The sequence below is a fragment of the Candidatus Erwinia haradaeae genome (assembly GCF_900698935.1).
In the GTDB taxonomy this organism is placed as follows: Bacteria; Pseudomonadota; Gammaproteobacteria; order Enterobacterales; family Enterobacteriaceae; genus Erwinia_E; species Erwinia_E haradaeae_D.
Window position 1 is genome coordinate 27071 of sequence record NZ_LR217716.1, and the last position, 23300, is coordinate 50370.

Below are 23300 nucleotides of genomic sequence, written 5' to 3' on the forward strand. Positions count from 1 at the left end.
TAAAGTATTGATAAAAAGATGATGCAAGCCATAAATAACCAAAAATGGGATAGATAGAATTCCTATGAGCTGTTATTGATAGGTGTATCTAACACTCAATTGATTGCTAAGAAAGTGTTAATGTAACTATAATTTTGACGTTATTTCTAGAAAAAATTCTACCTATAATTTAATAATGTATTGGTACATCATTTAGATTAGAGATAACGCATCTCATCCAAATTGAATATTAATAATTACGTACTACTCACTAAAATCATGTGTGACTCAGTATATACAGTAATAGACCATTAAGGTCTTACATAACACGAGAGTACTAGTATAATATGTGTTAGTAAGAGTGTGTTTAAAATACCATTATTTCTAGTGTTTTAGTTAATCACCCTGGGCAGTACGCTAATAGCACATGCCTTCTATGCATAATTCATAGCCGCACCTCTTAATCCTAAGAAAGAGCGGAATGCAATCAACAAATATTCTCCTTTCACAGAGGTTGATATACCTCATCACATTTCTATCCTTAAGCATTCTCTATTTATGATAGATAACGAAAGAGTGGATGCAATGAAGTTCTTCCGTTATGCATAACACTCTTCCATCTTTTTTTAAAACATATTAATGTTTTTTAGCTCTTAATTTGGAATATGTGTGTTCGTATAGTTACGGATTTCTTGAGAAATTTGCATAGAACAAAATTTAGGACCACACATAGAACAGAAATGTGCACTTTTACTAGATGCCTGCGGTAATGTCGCATCATGATAAGTACGCGCAGTATCTGGGTCTAGCGCTAAATTAAATTGATCTTCCCAGCGAAAATCAAAACGTGCTTTTGACATAGCATTGTCACGTATTTGCGCTCCAGGGTGTCCTTTAGCTAGATCAGCGGCGTGAGCGGCAATTTTGTATGCAATTAATCCCTGCTTCACATCTTCTTTGTTCGGTAAACCTAGGTGTTCTTTAGGAGTAACATAACATAACATGGCACAACCGAACCAGCCAATGAGTGCAGCACCAATAGCAGACGTAAAATGATCGTAGCCTGGTGCAATATCAGTAGTTAATGGCCCTAAGGTATAAAAAGGTGCTTCATGACAATTTTTCAACTGCTCAGTCATGTTTCTTTTAATCATATGCATAGGGACATGACCGGGACCCTCAATCATAACTTGTACACCCTCTTCCCAAGCAATTTTAGTCAATTCTCCTAGAGTGTATAATTCAGCGAATTGCGCTTTATCATTGGCATCTTGTATCGAACCAGGACGTAGACCATCTCCTAATGATAATGCTATATCATATAAGGCGCAAAGCTTGCAAATATCTCGAAAATTTTCATAGAGAAAATTCTCTTTATTATGTGAAAGACACCACTTAGCCATAATAGATCCACCTCGCGAGACGATACCTGTTAAGCGCTGAGCAGTCATCGGAATATAACGCAACAGAACACCGGCATGAATAGTAAAATAGTCCACACCTTGTTCACCTTGTTCTACCAAGGTTGCACGGAAAACGTCCCAGGTTAAGTGTTCTGCCACACCATGTACTTTTTCCAGAGCTTGATAGATAGGCACCGTACCAATAGGGACTGGGCTGTTACGAAGAATCCATTCACGAGTCTGATGAATATAGCGACCTGTAGATAAATCCATCACAGTATCTGCCCCCCACCTAGTGGCCCACACTAACTTTTCTACTTCTTCTTCAATAGACGAGGTTACTGCAGAATTTCCAATATTAGCGTTAACCTTAACTAAAAAATTTCGCCCGATAATCATTGGTTCTAATTCTGGGTGGTTAATATTTGCAGGTATAATAGCACGTCCAGCAGACACTTCTTGCCGGATAAATTCCGGAGTAATTTTTGGTTGGAACAAACTGTTTTCGCTTACGTCATGATGTCCAATATTCTCACGTATGGCGATAAACTCCATCTCTGGAGTAATGATTCCAGCACGCGCATAATGTAACTGAGTCACCCGACGATCTTTTCGTGCGCGACGAGAACGATGTAAGGCGGCCAATGCCATGCTCTTTCCTGTATCATGAGTGCACTGTTCATTACTATTAGAAAAATTGAGGCATGTATCAAGGGGGTCAGTATCCTGTCGCTCATCAATCCACTGTTCGCGAAGTCGGTGAATCCCAGCATTTAGGTTAACAGCTATTTCTGGATCTCCATATGGTCCAGACGTATCATACACTAATACTGGTTGGTTTGCTTCTTCACGAACAGAATCATGGCTTTGTCCACTTACTCGAGTAGGGCTAAGTTGAATTTCACGTATCGGTACTTTTATGTCCAGACGAGTACCTTTCAGATATACTCTTTTAGAGTTAGGAAAAGCACTACTCGTAATGGTGTCTATGAAAGCTTGTGCCTGTGCACGATTTTCGCGGCGTGAAGTAGGAATGGGTGAAGATGATGACATGTGATCAGTTCCTCAAGAAATGATAAGGCGTGTACTTATCTAGAGTAAGCATTATGCCAAATAAAGACTTGCTTAGACTGGATAACCACTATTAAGTGGCTTTTTGTACATGCTTTTTATAAGTATTAGTAGTTCGCTCTTTATTCTATCTTACAATTGACTTTATTCTATACTTCAAGTTAGAAATTATTGATCTCTAGTACATTTATACTAAGTTTGCATTATGATCAATTTCAATATAAACATCGAGTAATTGTATGTCGACTAAATTACCGTTTAGGTGTGAATAACAAGAATTTGTAAATACGAGTAAACAAAAACTCTCGCTGATATATCTGACGTAGTCATCAGTGAGTGCGCTAATGGTACTGATCTATCGTAATATTCAATATTGTTTAAGATTTTGTTATGAACTATTAAGTTAGTGATCCTCGGGATTAGAAGTTTGTATATAATCTTTAGTTATAGCAGTGATGATTATAAATTAGTATCTTTGTACTAAAAATATTAGTACTCTGTATTTTGAGAACATCTAAAGTAGATATCGCCTTTTTAACACATGTTCACTTAAAATAGTATGCTTTAGTAACTATATTTCTATGAATATTTAAGAGATACTGATCAGTAATAATATAATATTCATTCCGTTATTAGAAAATAAGACTAGTAAGATTAAGAATACACGAGCGGTAGTCCGTGCTTAAAGAATCACATAGTCTCTAAATCTTGCTTATGAAAAGAGGTATTCTCTAGTATTTCAATTAAGATATCTTTTCTTGGTAATTTTAACTAGTAAAAGCAAAGGGGGACCTCAGTATTTTTAGGATAACATTCTCATCAAGACTATACTATTAAGTCTTTACTCAGTTATGGTATAAACTGTTTTTTAGTAAGTTAAGGTGTCAACGATTGTCACTTATAGTAAAGGGATTCCCTATATATTTTTGTTGGTTCTTTCACAACATTGTTTTATACTGTAGCTATAATTTAGCAAGGTAATTTACTATAAAATAGATTATTATTGCCATAATTGATAAAAAATATATTTTCCTTTTTCTTAAAGGCGTAAAAACCATTAACAAATAAGAATCTGGTTCTAAAGATATTTCTTTATTATGAAAATCATTAAAATAACAGCCAATAATATTTTTCATAATCTTTTTCGGTGAGATTAATAAGGTTAGTTACGACCTAACACGTTATACGACAACTGCAAACGCATTCTTTATCATGAATACTATGGTTAGATATCATTCTTTCTATAGTTTTTAGTTTTTGAAGTAGTATTGCTTGAAGTATAAAAGTATCTTTCAAGACGAATTTACAACTTAGCACAAAAAATAGACATTCAAATATCCAGTGTATATACTATATGTATTATCCTATCACCTCACTGTAATGGTAATGATATCACATTCTGTGTCTTGTTAATAAGCGCTCACAGAAGCAGTCCAACAGATATTAAAATCTGTATTAGAGATCCTCAATCCATGATTTTTTATTATCTGACTCAGAAAAATCAGCAATGCAGATGAGTGTTTGAGGATATAAAATAGAAAAATCATCACTGACCATTGAATATTAAACTATTAATGATGTAGTTGAAATGTAATAGCAAAAACCATTACGAGCGCATGTCTTTTGATATATTAGGTTAGGTTGATTTAATACTAAGAGTATAAATTCAGATAGGCCAAATCATGTTATAACCATGAAGACAATTAGAAGTCTATAGTTTTTGTAACACAGGATTGGATTAGATTAGTTCAACTAATCAAAAGGGTTAGATCATCAGCTAATGCTTCGCTTTTTGAATTAACTAATAATCTACAGGAGCGTAGTGATAGAGCAGCTCGTTGATCCTTTTTTAAACTAGATTCTACCAAAATAGAAAGTCTAGCACTGTGCATGTGCCTAGTTTTCGACTAGTTTACGCAAATGATACGGGTATTATCCTGTGCAAGACGCCCCTATAAAGTGAGCAGGTGCTTGGGAGAAGAGAGAAGGAAAGATAGATAATCTTCCTTTAGTCAGTCCAAAGTACCAGTCCAAAACGCAGAGTACCTAGATAGGGTGATCTCGGCAGACTTCACTATCAGGGTCTTATGAGCGTTCGAGAGCGTATTCAAGAGGGATGCTTTACCTAATGAATGTTAGCAATCAAATGTATGATCACACTTTTACCATCAGTTCTGCCATAAGCTCAGGGAGTGGTGGATAACCAAAGTTTATTTATTTTTTAAAACGAAATCTCAGACGTATAAAAAGTATTTTTATGTCAAAAATCCATATCCGTGCTATTGTCTGCCAAAAGCAAATGTAAAACCGCCACGAATTATTCACGTGCTACGTCAAGCAGCACGTGATAATTTGCCATTCCAATACCAAATTTTGAAATTCTCTCCTGGTCATCATGCTATCACTCACAACCCACTAGGTAATTAGTGAGCGATGAACGCACATCGTTCCCGTGCCATTGACGCTATCATGGAATGTTTAGCGGCGCATGTGAATATTGTTACTGGTAAAGTTTATATGTCGTTCGCACAAATTTCTGATGCGTGCGGACTGACGACATAGAACATAGAAGGACAACCTCTGTTACAGTCGCACCAGTCGTGCTATAAATGAGCATCTAGATGCTCTCGGGGCGGTTCTTTGTGATCAAATATAGGACAAGACGACTGGTGTTTATATTCTCAATATAATATGGGTTACTGAGTTATTTTTTGTATTGATTGGTTATGAGTACGGTAAATATTTAGCTGCACACAAACAGCAGTTATCCTGGGAGAATCAGAAAATACGAGAGGCCTGTGCAGAACCGATTACTTTGACTAAGGCACGTCGTCGTACTAAAACAGAGCATGTTCGCAAGGGACCTTCGAGTACCGTACTTTAAAATTAGCAAGAAGCAAAAAACCGTCGCGCTAGATAGATTGCAGGTATAGACGAGAGAAAAGAAAAGCTAGAAGGGGCATACTGTAAGACCTAGTAAAACTCTACTAATAAAGATAGAGTTATGGGCTAGAGTTATACTGAGCTCAACAAAATTATTATACAGCGATATTACTAAAAATGTGTAAGCACGCGAGTGTCCCGCCCGGAACAGGATAACTTTATAGAAACTTTTAGTAAAAGATATACGCACAAATTGTACGGGGTTTTTATTGTCCTTAATTAGGAATTATATCCTCTTTAGATTACAGATCTACAGCTTATTTTTCATGAAAAATTTCTCTCCCCTCTCTCTATTTATGAACATGTGAAACTTATTCATATATTAATGCAATTAGAAATAGGTAATTAAAGGTATTAGTAGAACTACACGCGAGATTACAATAAAGTATTTTCAACAGAAAAAGAATTGTTATATAAGATGCCTTATAGATCATTATCTATAACTAAAAATAGAGTTTATGCATATTAACTCTAGTCTATAATTCAGTGTAAAAACTGTTGAGTTCACGATACAATGATTAGATTTTTGCGTAAACACAATAGAAGTATTCTGTTGTATCATCTGTAATAGATGTATATTTATACAGATCCATTAATAATGATATCATATACCACTGATTCATAATATAAATATACGAACTATTCTGATTAATCAGTAAAAGATTATCACAAAATATATAAACACAAAGTTGGAATTATTGATTCTAAAAAGACAAATATTAATTTAAGAATGATATTTTATATAAAAATTATTAATACACCATATGCTTGAATAGTGCTTTGTTAGGAGTAGAAAAATAAAAAAATAGGTTAGGTAGCTTAACGCAAAAAAATTTTAGTATAAAATAATTATAAATGTATATATGTAAAAATTATTACATATATATAATAAAACTATTTTTATTAGGAAGGATATGTCTACTAAAATATGACTAGAATCAGAAATATGGATAATAATATATATTAAAAAATCATATTTTTTATGAAGAAGAGATTTCTCTTTTAAATATTGGTTTAATATTTTAAACAGTTGTATTTATTATTTTATTTTTTTAATAAAAAGAAAGAAAATAGATAGAGTAATCATTGGTACCGGATAATTATGATCTTAAATTTAAAATAGATGAATATAGTTTATAAAATAACTGATTTTAATTACTTAAAGATGATATCAGAAAAATGAAAATATTTAATAATGATAAATATTCTATATATTAAGAATAATTCTATATTATATTCAAATATAGAAATTTAATATTTAATGGTATGAACAATAATATTTTTATACAATAAATATTGTACTTTTTTAAAATTTCTAAAACTACCAATATAATATATCTTGATGTTAATAACATTAATATAAGTTCTTACTTTTTAAGTTATTGGCATGAAAAATTATATATTAAAAAATAATATTTTATATTACCTATTGTATTGCATTTTTAATGCTATCCCATCACATCTCATTTCGTAAGAAATATATAGTTATTTTTAAGAAAAATAAGTTAATTTGTGTGTTGTACACTTGTATGCTAGTTAATATTTTTCTAACCTACCTACTACCTAGTAGGTCATAATAAATCATAAAGCATAGTAGACCTACTAAGAACTTTATGCTAATACTTAGCAGTAAAATTAAAATATACTGTTGTGTATGAATCAATTTATTCTTATGTCTGGATATTCAGTATCCATATCATTTTATGTATATAATACAGAGCATTACTCCTTAATGGATATAGTGAACGTTATTTATTGTACGTCATTGATTCGCTATCAGTAGTTTTGATATTATTACCTTTCATTATTATCTAGAATATATTAATAGAAAACTTCATAAAATATTGTTTTTTGGTTAGATTAATCAGTACTATACCAGCACTTAAATCTTTAAATATGCTATATATTTTATATATATAAAGATTATTATAAATAATATTTTTAATATTAAGATTATTACTTTAAAAAGTTTATAATAAAAAAGTGATAATATCTCTAATATTTAAAATATAGAGAATACGGCAAGATGCTTAAGGTTATTACGATCATAGTATAAAAAATATTACAGATCATTTGTGATAACAGAATATACTAGGTGATTGTAAATAGATACATCAATATGTTATTAAACATATAAAATTACCTTAATTTATAAAATATGCTATTATAATATTATAAATTGTTAATTCTCCTATTATTTTTGTTAGAACACCTTTAACATTGAAGAATTCGTTGGATGGTTTTTAAAATTTTAAAATTTTTTAACAAATATTTTAAAAAATAATTTTACATTTGAGTTTAATTAATGATATATTTTATTGAATCTGTGTTACAGATATATAGAAAGCACAGAGGTAGTGATCTTTAAATATTAAATGAGTCTCGCATTTATAATCGAGTATATTATCAATTTTATTGATAACTTTTCCTCATAAAAGGCTGTATTTGCGTAGTAAACATAATTTTATTACTACTGAAATTTTTTAAAATAAATCAAGATTAATAAGATTATTATCTTTCTTTATGTTTTGTTGCGTAGCAAAATATTTTTGATTATTCAATATCTCTAATTATTTTAACTAGACATTTAAATGTTCTTAAGTTTTTACTTGCTTTTGCATATCATAGGTAAATGCTAGGGTTAATAACCCATTATCGAAGGCAGAATATTGAATATAAATGCGATCTTTTAGGTTAAAGTGAAGAGCAAATTCTATTTTTTAAAATCCTGATGCAGCCATTTCAGAAAATTTTTTCTGTCGTAGATTCTATTTCGTTTGTTTTAAAATACCCTCTAATATTTAATTAGTTATTATATAGAAATATCTAGTTCCTCTTCAGTATAACCTTGATACTAATTTTCATTTTCATAATCTTCTTTATAGTTCTGCAGTAGATGATAGACTGGAAAATAAATTATAGGCATGTCACCTATAATACGATTAAACCGATCATCCATTTTTAGTTTACATAAAACGATGAAAAATAAGATGATAATTATATTCAGATATCAAAAACAGAACGCTATTCTATAAGTTTTATTATATAATATAAAAATATTTAAATCAAGACTAATAGTTTGAACAGAAGTATTTTATGTATTTTTAAGAACCCCCTCAAAAGAGAACAAGAAAATTGTTTTGCTCTATATCAGTCAAAGACATTTTTTCGAAATATCATCAATTTTAATATATAACTATTCTCTTATTGTAGTAATGCGTTTCTAGCATCAGTAAATAAAATAAATCACTAACGTAGCGTATAATCTAATATAGAATAAGATGGCTAAAATATATTCCAAAAAATCCAGATAGAAATATGGATACTATCCATATCATATTAGAAGTAAATACAAGATAATGATATTCATAAAAATCTCTTAATATTAATGCTGTAAAACATAAACACAAAATGTAATTAATATTACTATTAATTATACATTTTAGAAAATTAAAATTTCAATACATGAATAAAAATATTTTGTTTTAAAACTGTGATATATGATAAAACATATCTACCACTAGATAGTTCTATGTTAAAGTTTTTTTGGAAATATTTTTATATACTATAACCAATTAAAATTGTATTAGATAAATCAATCGTCTTAACCGATATCCTATTTTTATAAATTAATAATCAGCGTATTGTAGGGTAGCTGTATTACACAGAGTCTTATAGTAAGATGGTTGAAAGTAAAAAATCAGTGTATAATTTATAATAAATATAAATATAATATTGCAATATGCTATATATAAAATATATCAATATATATGCCAAGATCTGTTTTGGAAGAAAGATCATAAAGTATGACAAATACTATGCCATTATAGTATACTCTAATGTTATCACCTTCAACGATCCTCGTTACTAGTTAACAATGGTAGTTTTTCTTAAATCTGATATAATCCACTATAATTCTAAACAGATGCGCTATAGACGAAATTTTTGCGGATACTCTTTCCTAAGATCCAGATAATCAATAAATGACAAGCTATAGCAATCGCTAAGACTGTAAGATATATATTATCTATCTATCATCCAATTTGTCATGCAACAGCTATTATTAATAAGACTTTTGACATGTCATGGAAGGTATAGAGGCGTAAATCTTTGATGTGCTAAAAAACTCAAATATAGGTTTGATATAGATCTGGCTATCTTGAGGTAACAAATCTTTCTGACTAATACTATTGATTGATATAAGACGTTGCTAGCAATATATCTTTATATGTAGCAAAGAGAATTTACACTTGATCCATTAGTAAGTGGTATAGAAAAAAGATAGCGATCACTATCTTCTTTACACCCCGCCATGTAGTCTGTACTTATAATTGTAATGTGTGAAATGAGTCGTGGAGCATTACAACATCAAAACCTACCAATCTAGAAAATATTACATATTTACATAAATAAGGTATTATATTTTTAAATTAGGTGTGGCATTGAACCGCGAGAGCCTTAAGAGCAATTATTCTAAACTAGACAGCAAGCAATTAGTATACTTAATTAATCCAGTGACTTGGCAACTAAATTCAAAATCATCTCGTTTCAGTTTCTGTCATTGTTACTATTATTTTAGAAATAGGCAGTTAAGGTTTTAGTCATATAAATTAAGAAAGAGTGTAAGTATTTTATTTCGTGAGTATTAAAAAAGTATGTTGAATGACCTAAACTACATAGAGTTACATAGAGATGCAAGAGAGATTTAAATCTATAAGATCATTCAGATCTGAATATTCAGATTATTGGAATATCTCTCTTATAGTATGATGACTAAAATGGTACATTATTATATAGAAAAAATTTATATGTGTTTAAAGTCCAATGATGTTAATATCATAGTCATCATATTGTAATAACCAAACTTAAAACAAATGCATAGCGCTTTCCAGAAGATTATAAAATAGATAAATTATACTATGTTTTGACAGTTTCTCATATTGAGAAATCTGATGTCTCTACAGAATTATTACATATACTTTAAAATATTTCTCTAGGCTTTATTTTCATACAAGCGCAAAAATGGTTATATATTAAATATGATTACATACATAAAATACTAATATGACCAGTAATCTATGCTGACATATTGATAGTTATATCATAATAACTACCTTGCCGATATAGGTTGTTATATTATTCTCTATGCTTATTATTTATTAACTTTTTATTTATTTTAACTATTTTAACTAATATTTTTAACCAATATTTGGCTATAGGAATTTATGAACGATGTCTATTACTAAACTAGTGTTGATACGTCACGGGGAGAGTCAATGGAATCAACAAAATCGCTTTACTGGGTGGCACGATATTGATCTAACAAAAAAAGGTAAAAGCGAAGCTAAAGATGCCGGCAAACTGCTACAAAAAGAGGGGTTTATGTTCGATTTTGCATATACTTCTGTGCTTAAACGTGCAATCCACACTTTGTGGATCATACTAGATGAAATTGATCAAGCATGGATTCCAGTCGAGAAGACATGGCGCTTAAATGAGCGCCACTATGGCGCTCTGCAAGGTATGAATAAAGATGCAATAACTCAAACATATGGTGAAAAAAAAGTTAAGCAATGGCGTCGAAGCTTATCTGCCATCCCGCCACATCTGGACTGTATTGATGAACGTTTTTCTAAAGGTGATGCGCGTTATGCTTTACTAACCCATGAACAATTACCAACCGCTGAAAGTTTAGAGATGACTATTGCTCGCGTGCTTCCTCTTTGGAATTCATCAATCCTACCGCAGATAAAATGTGGGAATAAAATACTGATTACTGCACATGGAAACTCACTTCGCGCTTTAATAACATATTTAGATAAAATACCTGAAGAAAAGATTCCTGAACTTAATATACCAACTGGCGTTCCTTTGGTTTATATGTTTGATAAAGAGTGTAATCCTATTCAGCGCTATTGGCTCAGTAGTGGTAATACCATGGTAATATCATAACTAAAGCGTATATCTGACATTAACTGAGCTATACAATTCGTATACTGCATAATCTTATTTGATGTTTGTCTAACAACGCTCATACAAATGTTTGAAAATGCTAAATCACTTTAAAAATTAATACACTCCGTATTAGGGTAAACATACGAATAAAAATCCTCTATATTTTTAAAAAATCAGAAAATTTATTTTTATTGTAATCAGTTTAACACTTGATATAGTTATGTTGGAAATAAACTGAATTAATCAGCCTACAGAATATAAATATGCTCGTGATATATTAGTAATTATTTAATATCGTTTTTATACTTTGATGTTTAGAGATTGTATTCTAGGTATAAAGGGGGATTTTGCATCATTTAAGTTTACATTACTTAAGACTATTGCAAAATATGAGATAGACCTTTTTAAGCATTCTATTTTATGATTTTTAGCATCAATTAAAAACATAAATAAGGATAACGCGCGCAGAACATACTCTTTTTTGGTTCGCCTGTATATCCATGAATCTTATCATGTACATTTAAATGAGATAAGTTAAAGATAAGCAAATGGTGAAAATCAATATATTTGCATGTGCTACAAATGATTTTTCTTTTTGACCAATCCCTCTATGATTTCTTGATCCTTTCAATCAATAGAGTCGCACTATAACTTCTGACAAAAACTCCTGAAAAATTATGTTCAGGAGTACCCCTTTGAAATTTTATTTAACGATATTACTCAGACAATCTAAAAGAACCACAATAAAGCACTAACATTTTTTATATCTTATCAAGTGAAAACTAATCATCATTGCATGCATTAAGTGTATGGATGATAATCTGATGCGGGAGACTCTCGATGCTCGAGCGGGATATTTTTTACTCTGTTCTATAAAGTTATTAAAAATAAATTAAGATGAATATATGATATTAGTAGTGGTGAGGGCGACATGGATACTACTGTGTATATAGTAGATTTTCTAAATTAAATATCTTCATGTTTTATATACATCTAGAAAAACTTACCAATACAATAATGTTGTTCAACATTTTGAATTTTTCAATTACAGTTAATTGAACCCCCAATAATTAGAAATCAACTAGCTTTCTACACCTAGATAGAAAAGAACAATAAAAACATCTTCTAACTTATATTGACTATTGACTAGACGCAAAAAACCCTGATAGGGCGATTATCTTGGCAGACTTCACTATCAGGGCTTTGCGAATCGTTAGTATACGTATTCAAAATGATATTATCATAATAAATGATAACAATCAAGTATTAGATATGACTTTTGGTAGGAATTTTATAAAAATAAGATGCACGGTAGTAAAAATGTTTTCATCATGCATGTAAAAAATGCTCTTACATCAAAAAGTTATATTTTACATCCTAGTGTGATACCACAAAATCTTAAAACTACTAGAGACTCTCTATATTATTTCTTATAATTTATACAAATGTAGAGCAGAATGAAAATATAGGTGATACTATTGTTACAAAATATGCTATAATATTCTCATGATGAGAGATCTTAATAATCATTCATAAAGAAAGATTATTTTTATTGTTCCTAAAGATGAACTATATGTACATTTTCCTTTTCTTTTAAGTTAAAATATAGAAAAATTAATAATTGATAGTTCGATTAATTATTCAAAGTAATAGCGCTTCCGTATATTTACTGATCCCTTTCAACTAGCGTATAGACGCATATTACGAGCACGGTATGATAATAAATACTACTATCATTATTTGTTTTAAATTTAAAGAGTTTATAAAGTTATTACAAAAGAAGGGCGTGCCAGCTACTGTTATACACATATTTGTAAGAGCGCTTTCCTGCGATTCCGGAACCGTCTTTATCTCTTCTAGCCACATTCTGTGCAATTAGTAATATTTTACTGATGGTACACATACTATTAGCATATTTGTAGTATGTTCTTCACGTGCGAAATCAAGTGTATTTAATCTATTTTGATAGCTCCGCATTATAACAATTGATGCTAAAATTCTGGCAAGATATTTATGTGATGATGTAAATTTCACTTAACTACTAACTCAATAAAACACACTTCTTCATCGTTCAATACGTTTCCAGTTCCGCTTTCTTTAAGCCCTTTATTCTTTCTTCATGTGGAATTATATCACGATTATATCGATTTCTCTTCACAACTCCTATATAAAACATATTAAACTAGTGTCGTATATCGCACCAGAAGCATCAAAAACTTATTGTAGATATACGAATTACTCATTTTTATACTTAGTCTATAAGGTATGCAATATAGACAGCATGTACATTTTTCTAAACACAATTCTATTTCAATTTATAACACTAGATGCATAAAATATTTTTACTAGATTAAAACATTAAGAATATATGCCCTAAGCTCTCAAGAAAAAGTGAATAATAAAAAGCTGATTTAATAACATTTTGCTCTGCTTTATCCATTTAGAATGGAGAGCTTTACATCATACTAATCCGTATCATTTTGTAGAAAAATAGATATTTATCAGTATAGATTTTACAGTAATACTGTCTGTAGTGTGTTTGAATTTTATTTAATAGAGTAGCATGCGATACAGGTTTGGTACATCTTATATTTTATAGAATAATACCATGTAAAAGAATTATTTTTTATATTTTTATAAATGGCATAAAGGGTATTCGTATACATCTATAATTCATGTATGGCTCAATGATCTAGTTGTGTCTTCTGAGGGCTATTAGCTAACTCTTAAAGATGGTTGTTGGTTCATAGATGGCATTTTTTCTTAGCGGACAGCTATATATGGTGGTCATCATTCAATGATTAACTAAGATATAAATGCTACAATGAACCACATATCACATGTAATATTCGGTGGTATGCTTTATCCTACTGTAGTGGAATAATGTCGTCTATTCGTAAGTATCACACCAGCTTGTTTTGGAGTGTGATTTTATACAGATCCTGATTTCTCTGCGGTAGCAATAGAGATCAAAATAGTACTACTATATTAGTAAAAACAGGGAATCTCCACTACGAGATATTATCTTGACGTCAATAGTATCACGGAGATGCTTGTGAGGAAATGCCAGTTGGTGATGCTGAACACTCCATGAATAGTATTGATCGAAATGATCTACCGTCTAATCGATTCTCAATACTCCTACGAATTGTTTTGGAGAACATTTGCAAAAAGGCGATACAATGTTGTTTTTCTTAATTTTTTTGAGTATGCTATAAAGATAGCAGCAGTTATTATGGCATCCGATTGAGCTGACACTGCAATATATGATTTCTGAAGAAACACTGATGACATTGATAGATGTTATTTCGATTTTCCAACATCAAAAGATAATTGCATCTCCTCTTGATTTTATGTTGATAGTACATTGATAAAAGAGATAGAAAATATTATACATTAGACCCTTTGCGATAGAATCTATATATCTAAACTACTGTATTCCGCATTAGGACTTATGATGAGTATCATACTAGATTTTTTAGTCTAACATAGCCATAAAGTAATCCGTATTCTTTGTTGTATGTATTTAGTAGTGATAGAAGTGATACTCACATTGTTGTTCTTCATACAGAAAAAAATGACATATGATTACAGAATTTTCGATGTTTTTTGAGCAATTATTAAAATATGCAGCATATGGTACTAATTTGATCTTTTGGAATATGAGTAACAAAGATCTAGTATTTTTTAGCTGAATCTATTATGTCCTATGATATTTATATCAATGATAATCAGTATCCTGCATGTTTTTATAGTTTCTATCTATTATCCGTTTTGATTAACATTATCTTATTCAAGACTCACGCAATGAATAAACTCTATTTTTTAATGTAGTAAATGCGCTAATGCTTCGAAAATTAGCAAATGTTATCTTTTATAAAGATGTTCTGAGTTAAGTTCCAGAATGGCAACTCTATACGATGGCGGTGACTACCATGTCTACAGTACCTATATTCATGGCTGGTACTTATATGACGCTATTACAGATAAAATATGCAGTAACAGTATTAATACTAAACATTATTAGTACTTTTTTGATCATTAATGAATCTATAGTATGTTGATATTTAAAACGATCTTAATTGAAGAAGCACGTATATCAGAAAAAATTTTTTGAAATTCTTCGCGAATACATGCTAACTAGATTTAAAGTTATTGTAATTTTTACGGCTATGTGCATTTTTTTATTGCGTTAATCTCTGGTATAAACACTTTATTTGGAAGTATTTTTTCTATTAACTTTCAGGGTGCTTGAGGCTATATAGTTTTCTAACTTGCGTGGATAAGTTGTATACAAAGTAATGAGTATTTGCAGGGAGAAAACATCATGGTAGGAATAATGAGTATCTAATGAATTGGTCGTCATGATTGTTTTACGAAAAATTCGTAGCACACTATCAACTCGTTATAAAAAACCCTATTAAATTTTGGTATCCTTTGCTAATTTTGCATCTATTGGTATTATTTCAAGTCTATTAAGTTCTTGACGAACAGCAAGGTAATGTGGTCTCGCTTTAGTTGAAAACTTTGATATAGTGCAACACTAGTCAGTTTATTAGAAGCTTTCATAGCCAAATTATGTCTACGACACTTAGAAAAGGAACCAAGACTGATAATAGTATATGCTATGATTATATATCTAATATTTATGAATATCATTGAACCTTCTGAGGAGTGTTTATATAATATTTTATGTCTTGTATAATTGATAATGGTAGTAATTTCACTTTTACTATATAGTTGTTAGTTATGTGCTTTAGTTATAGTCACGAGATCTAAAGTATCGAACAAGTACAAGGTGATTTCTATGTATTTTTAATATATGGTTACTACAGGAAAGAGTATCAGATGCTTGCATGACTGCGAGTGAATTTTCTATTAATGTATCTCGGCGTAAGCACTTTAGAGCTATATCTAAAGTAAAAAAGATAATGAATGTTTTAGTGTTGCTTGAAATGATCTTACATCATGAAATAGTGTATGATTTGCATGTGACTGCATAATAAGAGAAACTTTTACTCCATGGTGAGAGGATTTTTATATAAAAATATTAGTTATTTTATCATTCATAAAAATCTTACGTTATATAAACATGGTATTTCTAAGAGAGGGTAGTAGACACTAACCGTGAAGAATTATACAGTTATCATGAACTAAGATGCAAGAATGTAACTTACCAACCCTTTTCTATAATGTATATTACGAGAAATGGTTATACATGTGTGTGTTATTTCTCCTGTTGATTATACATTCCAGATAGATAAGTTAGTTAATTGTACATGTTTATAATGCTTTAGTAATTAAATGCGATATTTTTCGTAGAACATCATGCAAGAAAATACAGTTTTGCGTAAATAAGTTAAAGTTTCCTGTTATATTCTTTTCGGTTGTGTACAGTATGAAGTTTTTCTAAATCCACCGATATTCATCATAGAAAAAATAATAGAAAAACTTCAAAAGGAGAAATCGGTCAAGAATTAGCAGAAGTGTACGCTTTAAAAAACCCCATGATACTCCCATAAAATAACATCGCTATAAAACCATCTACTTGTGAGGTTTACAAGATGATATAGTGGCATTATTCTAAGCAAGCAAGGTAGAATCTAAAAATCTAGAGAGGATCCACACATTTTTTAGTACACCCTGCTTCATAAAGAATCTAAAATAGATAATAATATGTATTATAGTACAGAGCATTTCATCTTGGTTAACGTTTTTATTGTTACCATAGTAAATGGTGTAATCACGTCAAGATTGCCTGATGTTATATGAATAGATAATCATTAATCTTGTCATTTTAAAGTTAAGTAGGTGAGCAATTATCAGCTACGGGGTTCAGGTGAAAAAGAATGATGCATATCATGTAATAAGCTGCATGAAATGTAACATAAAGCCTTTTATTCTGCTTTTATGAATAGGGTGTGATTTTACCACCATTCATAGAAATGGTGAACAGGTCCAATGCCTTTACCAACAGATAAGTTACGAGTATGACTGAGTGCTTGATGTAACCATTCTTTAGAAAACTTTAATGTTTGCGACCAATCTTCATAATAGGGACGTTTCGCGGCTAAAGCAGCCGAGAGGGTGCATCCAGTGCCATGAGTATGTAGAGTATTGACTCTTGTGGCAGAAAAACACCATTCTTGATTAGGCGTAATAAGCCAGTCAGGGCTCAATGATCCAGGCAAGTGACCTCCTTTCATCACAACCGCCTTACAGCCTAGATCTAGGATCTGACGCCCTTGCTGACACATTTGTATTTCATTCTGTGCTATGTTACAACCAAGCAGTATTGCGGCCTCCTGTAAGTTAGGAGTAAGTATTGATACTAATGGTAATAACATTTCCCTAATTAAGACTACTGCCTCTTTATCTAATAGTCTACTGCCATTTTTCGCCATCATAACCGGGTCAAGAATTATCCAAGGAATAGGGTATTCTATTAATTTCTCAGCAATAACATGAATGATTTGTGGGCGGTGAAGCATACCAATCTTTACGCTATCAATGTGTATATCACTAAGAACTGAATCTAATTGTTTTTCTAAACAAAAAGAGCTAATTTCGGAGATAAATTGCACACCCTGTGTATTTTGTGCGACAATTGCAGTAATAACTGCAGCACCATACACACCTAAGGCTGAAAAAGTTTTTAAATCTGCCTGAATGCCGGCCCCACCACTTGGATCAGTACCGGCAATACTTAATACATTATATATTTTATTAGTCATGAGTGATATTAAATACTCTTAATAGCCCCAGAGTTATATAAAAAATGTTAATGTTGTATATTTTATAGAGAGATACTTTATAAAGAGACACTGTCTATTAAAACATACCTAGATAAATAATTTCATTGTATGAATTGCATTTTTTATATTTTATTTCTATAAAAATCTATATATATTGTCGCATAATATCGTGAGTAAGCAAACTAATCCTATCTTGTATTTTATCAAATCAATATATCACAAACATAAAACAGTAACTATACTATATAATATGCTATATCTATGATTATGCAAATATTATTGAATTAGTATACCAAACTTTAACGAATAAGGCCTATAATGATAGTATCTTCTACACATAAAATAGTATGACTGCATATCAGTAGCACCAAACAAAAATGATCTTAGTTTATGTTATATACTATGCAGAGATAGTGCAGGAATAGATCTCAAACAATATACTCATCTCTTCTAACGTATGATGCATACCATGTATTGATAGAGCGTATCTGCAGTATACTATTAAGATTTAATAATTCACTTACATTTAAGTGTTAATAGTGAACTCATTTAATTGGTTTTGTAACCATATACCATGCATAATCTCGTTATACCTATGCTTTTTAAACTAAACTTCTTGTTCCTGTTTGACCGTTCTGTTTACAAATGGCACTTGTCTAAGCAATTAAATTTTTACATGTAATCTGTCTATGATATATTTGCAATCATATGTACAGTGATGAACGGTGTAATTAGATTTTCTATCATTCCATAAACTTATATAATTTGCAGTTAAAAAATAAAAGTAAAATAGATGACTAAAGTTTCTTTCAAAGCACATCATTTTTAATATCACTGTTTCCACTTATCTTATAAAGAACGTCCAAGATATGCATCCCAATCTTTCCACACAGGCTGTAATCCTGCTAGTTGCAGCACTTGAGCCACCTCTTGTGAAGAACGGTTATCATATGGCATGAATTGCTCTAATTCTATTGATTCATGAGAATAACCTCCTGGTTGAGTTTTGGAGCCTGCACTAATACTATTAACGACAATAGGTACTACGTGGTCACGAAAATACGGTGATTCTCGAGTTGATAAGGAAATTTCTACCTCTGGGGCTAAGAGTCGGAAAGCACACATAACTTGCAGAAGCTGTGCTTCATCTATTATAGATGAAGGTGTTACTCCACCACCTACACACGGACGTAAGCGGGGAAAAGATAATGCATAACGACTTTTCCAAAAATTTTGACGCAAATAAAGTAAATGCTGAGCAAGTATATAGCAATCTGTACGCCAATTATCTGACAATCCGAGTAGTATACCTAATCCAATTTTATCTATCCCAGAACGAGCAAGCCGATCAGGGGTTTCTAATCGCCATAAAAAGTTTTGTTTTTGACCAGCAAGGTGATGGCGGCTATAGCTTCGAGCATGATACGTCTCCTGATATATTAACACACCGTCCAGACCATGCTCTTTTAATTCAGCGTATTCTTTTTGCAACATTGGCTGTACTTCCATCATCAAAGAGCTACAATATGTGCGCACTAATGGCACATAGCGCCGGAAATACTCCATACCAACTTTAGTTTGGTGTTCGCCGGTTACCAGTAATAGATGGCGAATACCTTTAGCTCTAATTGCCTCACATTCTTGAATAATTTCTCTCTGCTCAAGGATTTTTCTACGTATACGATTACTCATTGAGAAACCACAATATGTGCAGTCATTAGAGCAAAAATTAGAGAGATATAGTGGTAAATAAAAATTAATAGTATTACCAAAACGTTGACGAGTAAGCACTTGAGCTTTTTGTGCCAAACACTCTAAATATTGCCCGCCTACTGGCGATAGCAGAGCCATCATCTCCTGCAGGCCGGTTTTTTCCATTATTAGCGCTTTTTCAACATCCTGTTTAGTTTTATTAGAGATCGATACGCTAATACTATCCCAGTGTATTTGTTCCCACTGATCAGCAAAAGTCTTCATTGGACCTCCTCAGATATCGATTGAGAAGATAAAAAATTCGTCAGCGGACTAGTAGGGGTTGCTTGTAGGGAAGGCGATTTTAGTCCTGCCTGTCTAGCTATCTCACCTGCCTCTAGCGCTATCCGAAAAGCGTTTGCCATTGCAATGGGATCTCGTGCAACAGCAATGGCAGTATTCACAAGAACAGCATCTGCTCCTATTTCTAAGGCTTCTAATGCCTGACTTGGTGCACCAATACCAGCATCGATTATCACTGGGACTTGTGCTTGTTCAATAATGATGTTTAAGAAATCACGGGTTTTAAGCCCCTGCTTTGAGCCTATGGGAGATCCTAAAGGCATTACTGCTGCACAACCTACTTCTGTTAGACGCTGGCATAAAACAGGGTCGGCACTACAATAAGGTAAGACTATAAACCCCTCTTTTACAAGTTGTTCCGCGGCTTTTAGTGTCTCTATTGAGTCAGGCAATAAATACTGCATATCTGGGTGAATTTCAAGTTTTATCCAATTTGTCTGTAATGCCTCTCGTGCAATTTTTGCTGCAAATAGAGCTTCTTCAGCAGTTTTAACACCGGAGGTATTCGGAAGTAGTCGGACTCCAGCTCTACGGAGTCCGACTAATAATGCGTCATCACTATCGTCATGAAGATCAACTCGGCGCATCGCTAATGTGACTAATTCGCTTCCGGAGACAGCAAGAGCTTGTAACATTAAGTCTGTGCTAGCAAATTTACCAGTACCAGTAAACAATCGTGACCGAAACTGGGTGTTAGCAATAGTAAACATTATTTAACCTCCAGCGATAGCTTGAAATAAAAGAATATTATCACCATCCTTCACCTGATAGTCTTTCCAGTTTTGTCGTGGAATAATAGTATGATTAAGTGCAAGCGCGGTACCTAAAACAACGTCGTAACATTGTTGAGAAAGAAAAGAATCTATAGTAAGTGAATGAGGAATCTCTACTTGAAGATCATTAAAAGTAATTTTAATCATATAAGTCACCTTTGGTGATATCGGGAAGGGAAGAACATTTTTTGTGCTCTACATATTTAGCGCATATCGTACAGTGCTGATTTCGGCTAAGTGTTAGTGTTTGCCACTGTAGTGATATTCCATCAAATAGACGCAGTTTCCCAGTAGAAGATGTCGATATTTTACATATAGTTTTAATAGCCTCCAGTGCCTGTAGGCTACCCATTACTCCTACTAATGGCCCTAATATTCCAGAATTACGACAATTACGCTGAACCTCATTAGTAAAAGGAAAAAGACACGCGTAACAACCGTGTTTCCAAGGGGGTTCAATAAGAAATATTTGACCACAAAAACCCACTGCACTAGCGCTGATTAGGGGTTTGCTATATCGAATACAGGCCGCATTAATGCTGTGTCTAGTAACCATATTGTCACTGCAATCTAAAACGACGTCCGCATCGCAAACTTGTTCATCTAGGCAACCCCCCTCTAGTCTATAAGATAACGAGATATAGCGTACATGGGGATTTAGTGTAGACAAGTGACATTTTGCTATCTCTGCTTTCAGTTGGCCGATTTCATTAGTTTGGTAGAGGATTTGACGCTGCAGATTCGTAATATGCAAGCGATCATCATCTGCTAGAATCAGCGTGCCTACTCCAGCTGCTGCTAGATAGAGCGCGGCTGGTGAACCTAAGCCTCCTAGACCACATAATAATACTGTAGCAGATTGTAGATTCTGTTGACCTCTAGCACCTATTTCATTTAATAGAAGCTGGCGGCTATAACGTAAAAAATCCTGATCATTCAGCATAGTTTCTCCAATTTTTGTCAAAAGTAGAGGTGTTCTTTTTTGTAGAGATGTAAATTACTTTTTCTTAGTAAGTGTTGGTAATGTAATTAACTTCTCATTGGCGCTCCTAGCAGAGTGACGATTACTGAATAAGTAACTAGGTGATGCGTGATAGCGGTCGTCTCTTTTACGTAATTTAGAGTAAGATATGTTCCAAAAGTGGCTGTTATTAGAATGAAACCGTTTTTACGATAGTTGTTAGAGTTTTTTAGCCTTGGCGGATCAGATGGTATCGCCTAGACGGTGCAAGAAAGACACAACTCACGGTAGGGTAGGCAGAATTCCTAGTCAGCATCGCTATTGAGTTTTTGCTATCATTATATAGATAGACCTAGAAATTAATTCATTAGTGGACAAGTGTTAATGCAGTGTACAATATATTATTACCCGGAAAAACTTATACCTATATTTTAATAATAAATTAGTACATCACATAGCCTGTCACCCTAACAGATACTGTTTACCACATATTAATTATTGACAATTACAATAAATTAAGGAATGCAGTCCTCAGAGGCTCTGACAAGTATTTAGCCATTCTTATCAGGTCCTCTTTCTATAAACTATTATATATAAGTGCTATCTATTATAAAATATCACTAGAGGTACATACGATTACATGTTTCTGCTATGCACAGAACTTTACCATCTTTATAGCAGTTTCACAATTATTTGACTCCTAAGATTGAGCGCTCTCTAATAGTTAGAGATTTATTGAGAATTTTCTTACAGAATGAAATTCTGGCCTATGCCTATTAGAATAGTAATATATATTTTACCAAAATTCTTGCGATAGTGTCACACTTTGATCACTACGCGAGGTAACCCTCTAGCACTGCACCTAAATGGATCCTCTAAGCGGATATAAAATCAAACAGCCTGTTTGAAACATGGATGACGAGAGGTGTGTACTCAAAGATGTTTTGTAGCTAGAGTAGTAGCGCTAGTGGAGGTCTTATCCATCTCATCAACTCCTTCTTAAGGTATTTTAATTCAATAGACTAGGGCATGTTCTCGAAGCTCAAACATGTTCGCAAAGTTATATAGTATCACATAGTATAACTGAACCAACTGATTAGTACGGTACTAACACAAAATAGAAAACGATCGCAATCTGATGCAAGATAAATAGTTAAGGGTCTTCAAGTATAATGAAGGTGCTGCATGACAATTTTCAACTACGTAATTATAGTTCTCTAAATTATATGCAGGGACATACTCAAGATCTCCATGACATCTTGCGCTCCACAGTTATTTTTAGTTAAGGGTCATGCGGTGTGTAATTCAGTGTATGATGCTTCATCATTAGCGTCTTATACTAAATCAGGATGATGGCTGTATGCTAATAATCATCCTACATAGCATATTAAGGCGCCAAGCTTGA

The 23300-nt window shown here is 32.1% G+C and carries 9 protein-coding genes; 3 read left to right on the forward strand and 6 right to left on the reverse strand.

Annotated features, from left to right (window positions below):
* Nucleotides 1-632: 632 nt before the first annotated feature.
* Nucleotides 633-2435, reverse strand: a complete 1803-nt coding sequence (gene thiC, locus ERCIKOCA2762_RS03430; RefSeq protein ID WP_157988827.1) for a phosphomethylpyrimidine synthase ThiC — start codon at nt 2433-2435, stop codon at nt 633-635.
* Between the two features lie 2451 nt (nt 2436-4886).
* Between thiC and ERCIKOCA2762_RS03535 the strand changes: the two genes are divergently transcribed.
* The 3 genes from ERCIKOCA2762_RS03535 to gpmA all read left to right on the forward strand — a co-directional run bounded on the left by ERCIKOCA2762_RS03535 (nt 4887) and on the right by gpmA (nt 11348).
* Entirely contained in the window at nt 4887-5015 is a 129-nt protein-coding gene (locus tag ERCIKOCA2762_RS03535; protein WP_157988828.1) for a RepA family replication protein, read from the forward strand.
* Nucleotides 5016-5169: 154 nt separating this feature from the next.
* Nucleotides 5170-5337 carry a RepA family replication protein gene (locus ERCIKOCA2762_RS03540; RefSeq protein WP_269472447.1) on the forward strand — a complete coding sequence of 56 codons (168 nt, stop codon included), beginning with the start codon at nt 5170-5172 and terminating at the stop codon, nt 5335-5337.
* Between the two features lie 5291 nt (nt 5338-10628).
* Nucleotides 10629-11348, forward strand: coding sequence for a 2,3-diphosphoglycerate-dependent phosphoglycerate mutase (gene gpmA / locus ERCIKOCA2762_RS03455; protein WP_157988829.1), 720 nt, complete (start codon nt 10629-10631; stop codon nt 11346-11348).
* Between the two features lie 5930 nt (nt 11349-17278).
* On the opposite strand, the gene thiD is transcribed toward gpmA, so the two are convergent.
* From thiD to ERCIKOCA2762_RS03480, 5 genes are all read right to left on the reverse strand, one after another.
* A complete protein-coding gene (thiD, locus tag ERCIKOCA2762_RS03460; protein WP_157988830.1) occupies nt 17279-18085 on the reverse strand; it encodes a bifunctional hydroxymethylpyrimidine kinase/phosphomethylpyrimidine kinase in 807 nt (268 codons plus the stop codon).
* 870 nt (nt 18086-18955) lie between these two features.
* Nucleotides 18956-20083: a 2-iminoacetate synthase ThiH gene (thiH, locus tag ERCIKOCA2762_RS03465; RefSeq protein ID WP_157988831.1), complete on the reverse strand. Its 1128-nt coding sequence runs from the start codon at nt 20081-20083 to the stop codon at nt 18956-18958.
* Nucleotides 20080-20871 (reverse strand): thiazole synthase, encoded by a 792-nt coding sequence (locus ERCIKOCA2762_RS03470; protein ID WP_157988832.1) that lies wholly within the window; start codon nt 20869-20871, stop codon nt 20080-20082. Before ERCIKOCA2762_RS03470 ends, thiH begins: the two co-directional genes overlap by 4 nt.
* Nucleotides 20872-20874: 3 nt before the next feature.
* Nucleotides 20875-21078 carry a sulfur carrier protein ThiS gene (thiS, locus tag ERCIKOCA2762_RS03475; RefSeq protein ID WP_157988841.1) on the reverse strand — a complete coding sequence of 68 codons (204 nt, stop codon included), beginning with the start codon at nt 21076-21078 and terminating at the stop codon, nt 20875-20877.
* Entirely contained in the window at nt 21074-21877 is an 804-nt protein-coding gene (locus tag ERCIKOCA2762_RS03480) for a HesA/MoeB/ThiF family protein (RefSeq protein ID WP_157988833.1), read from the reverse strand. Before ERCIKOCA2762_RS03480 ends, thiS begins: the two co-directional genes overlap by 5 nt.
* Between the last annotated feature and the right edge of the window lie 1423 nt (nt 21878-23300).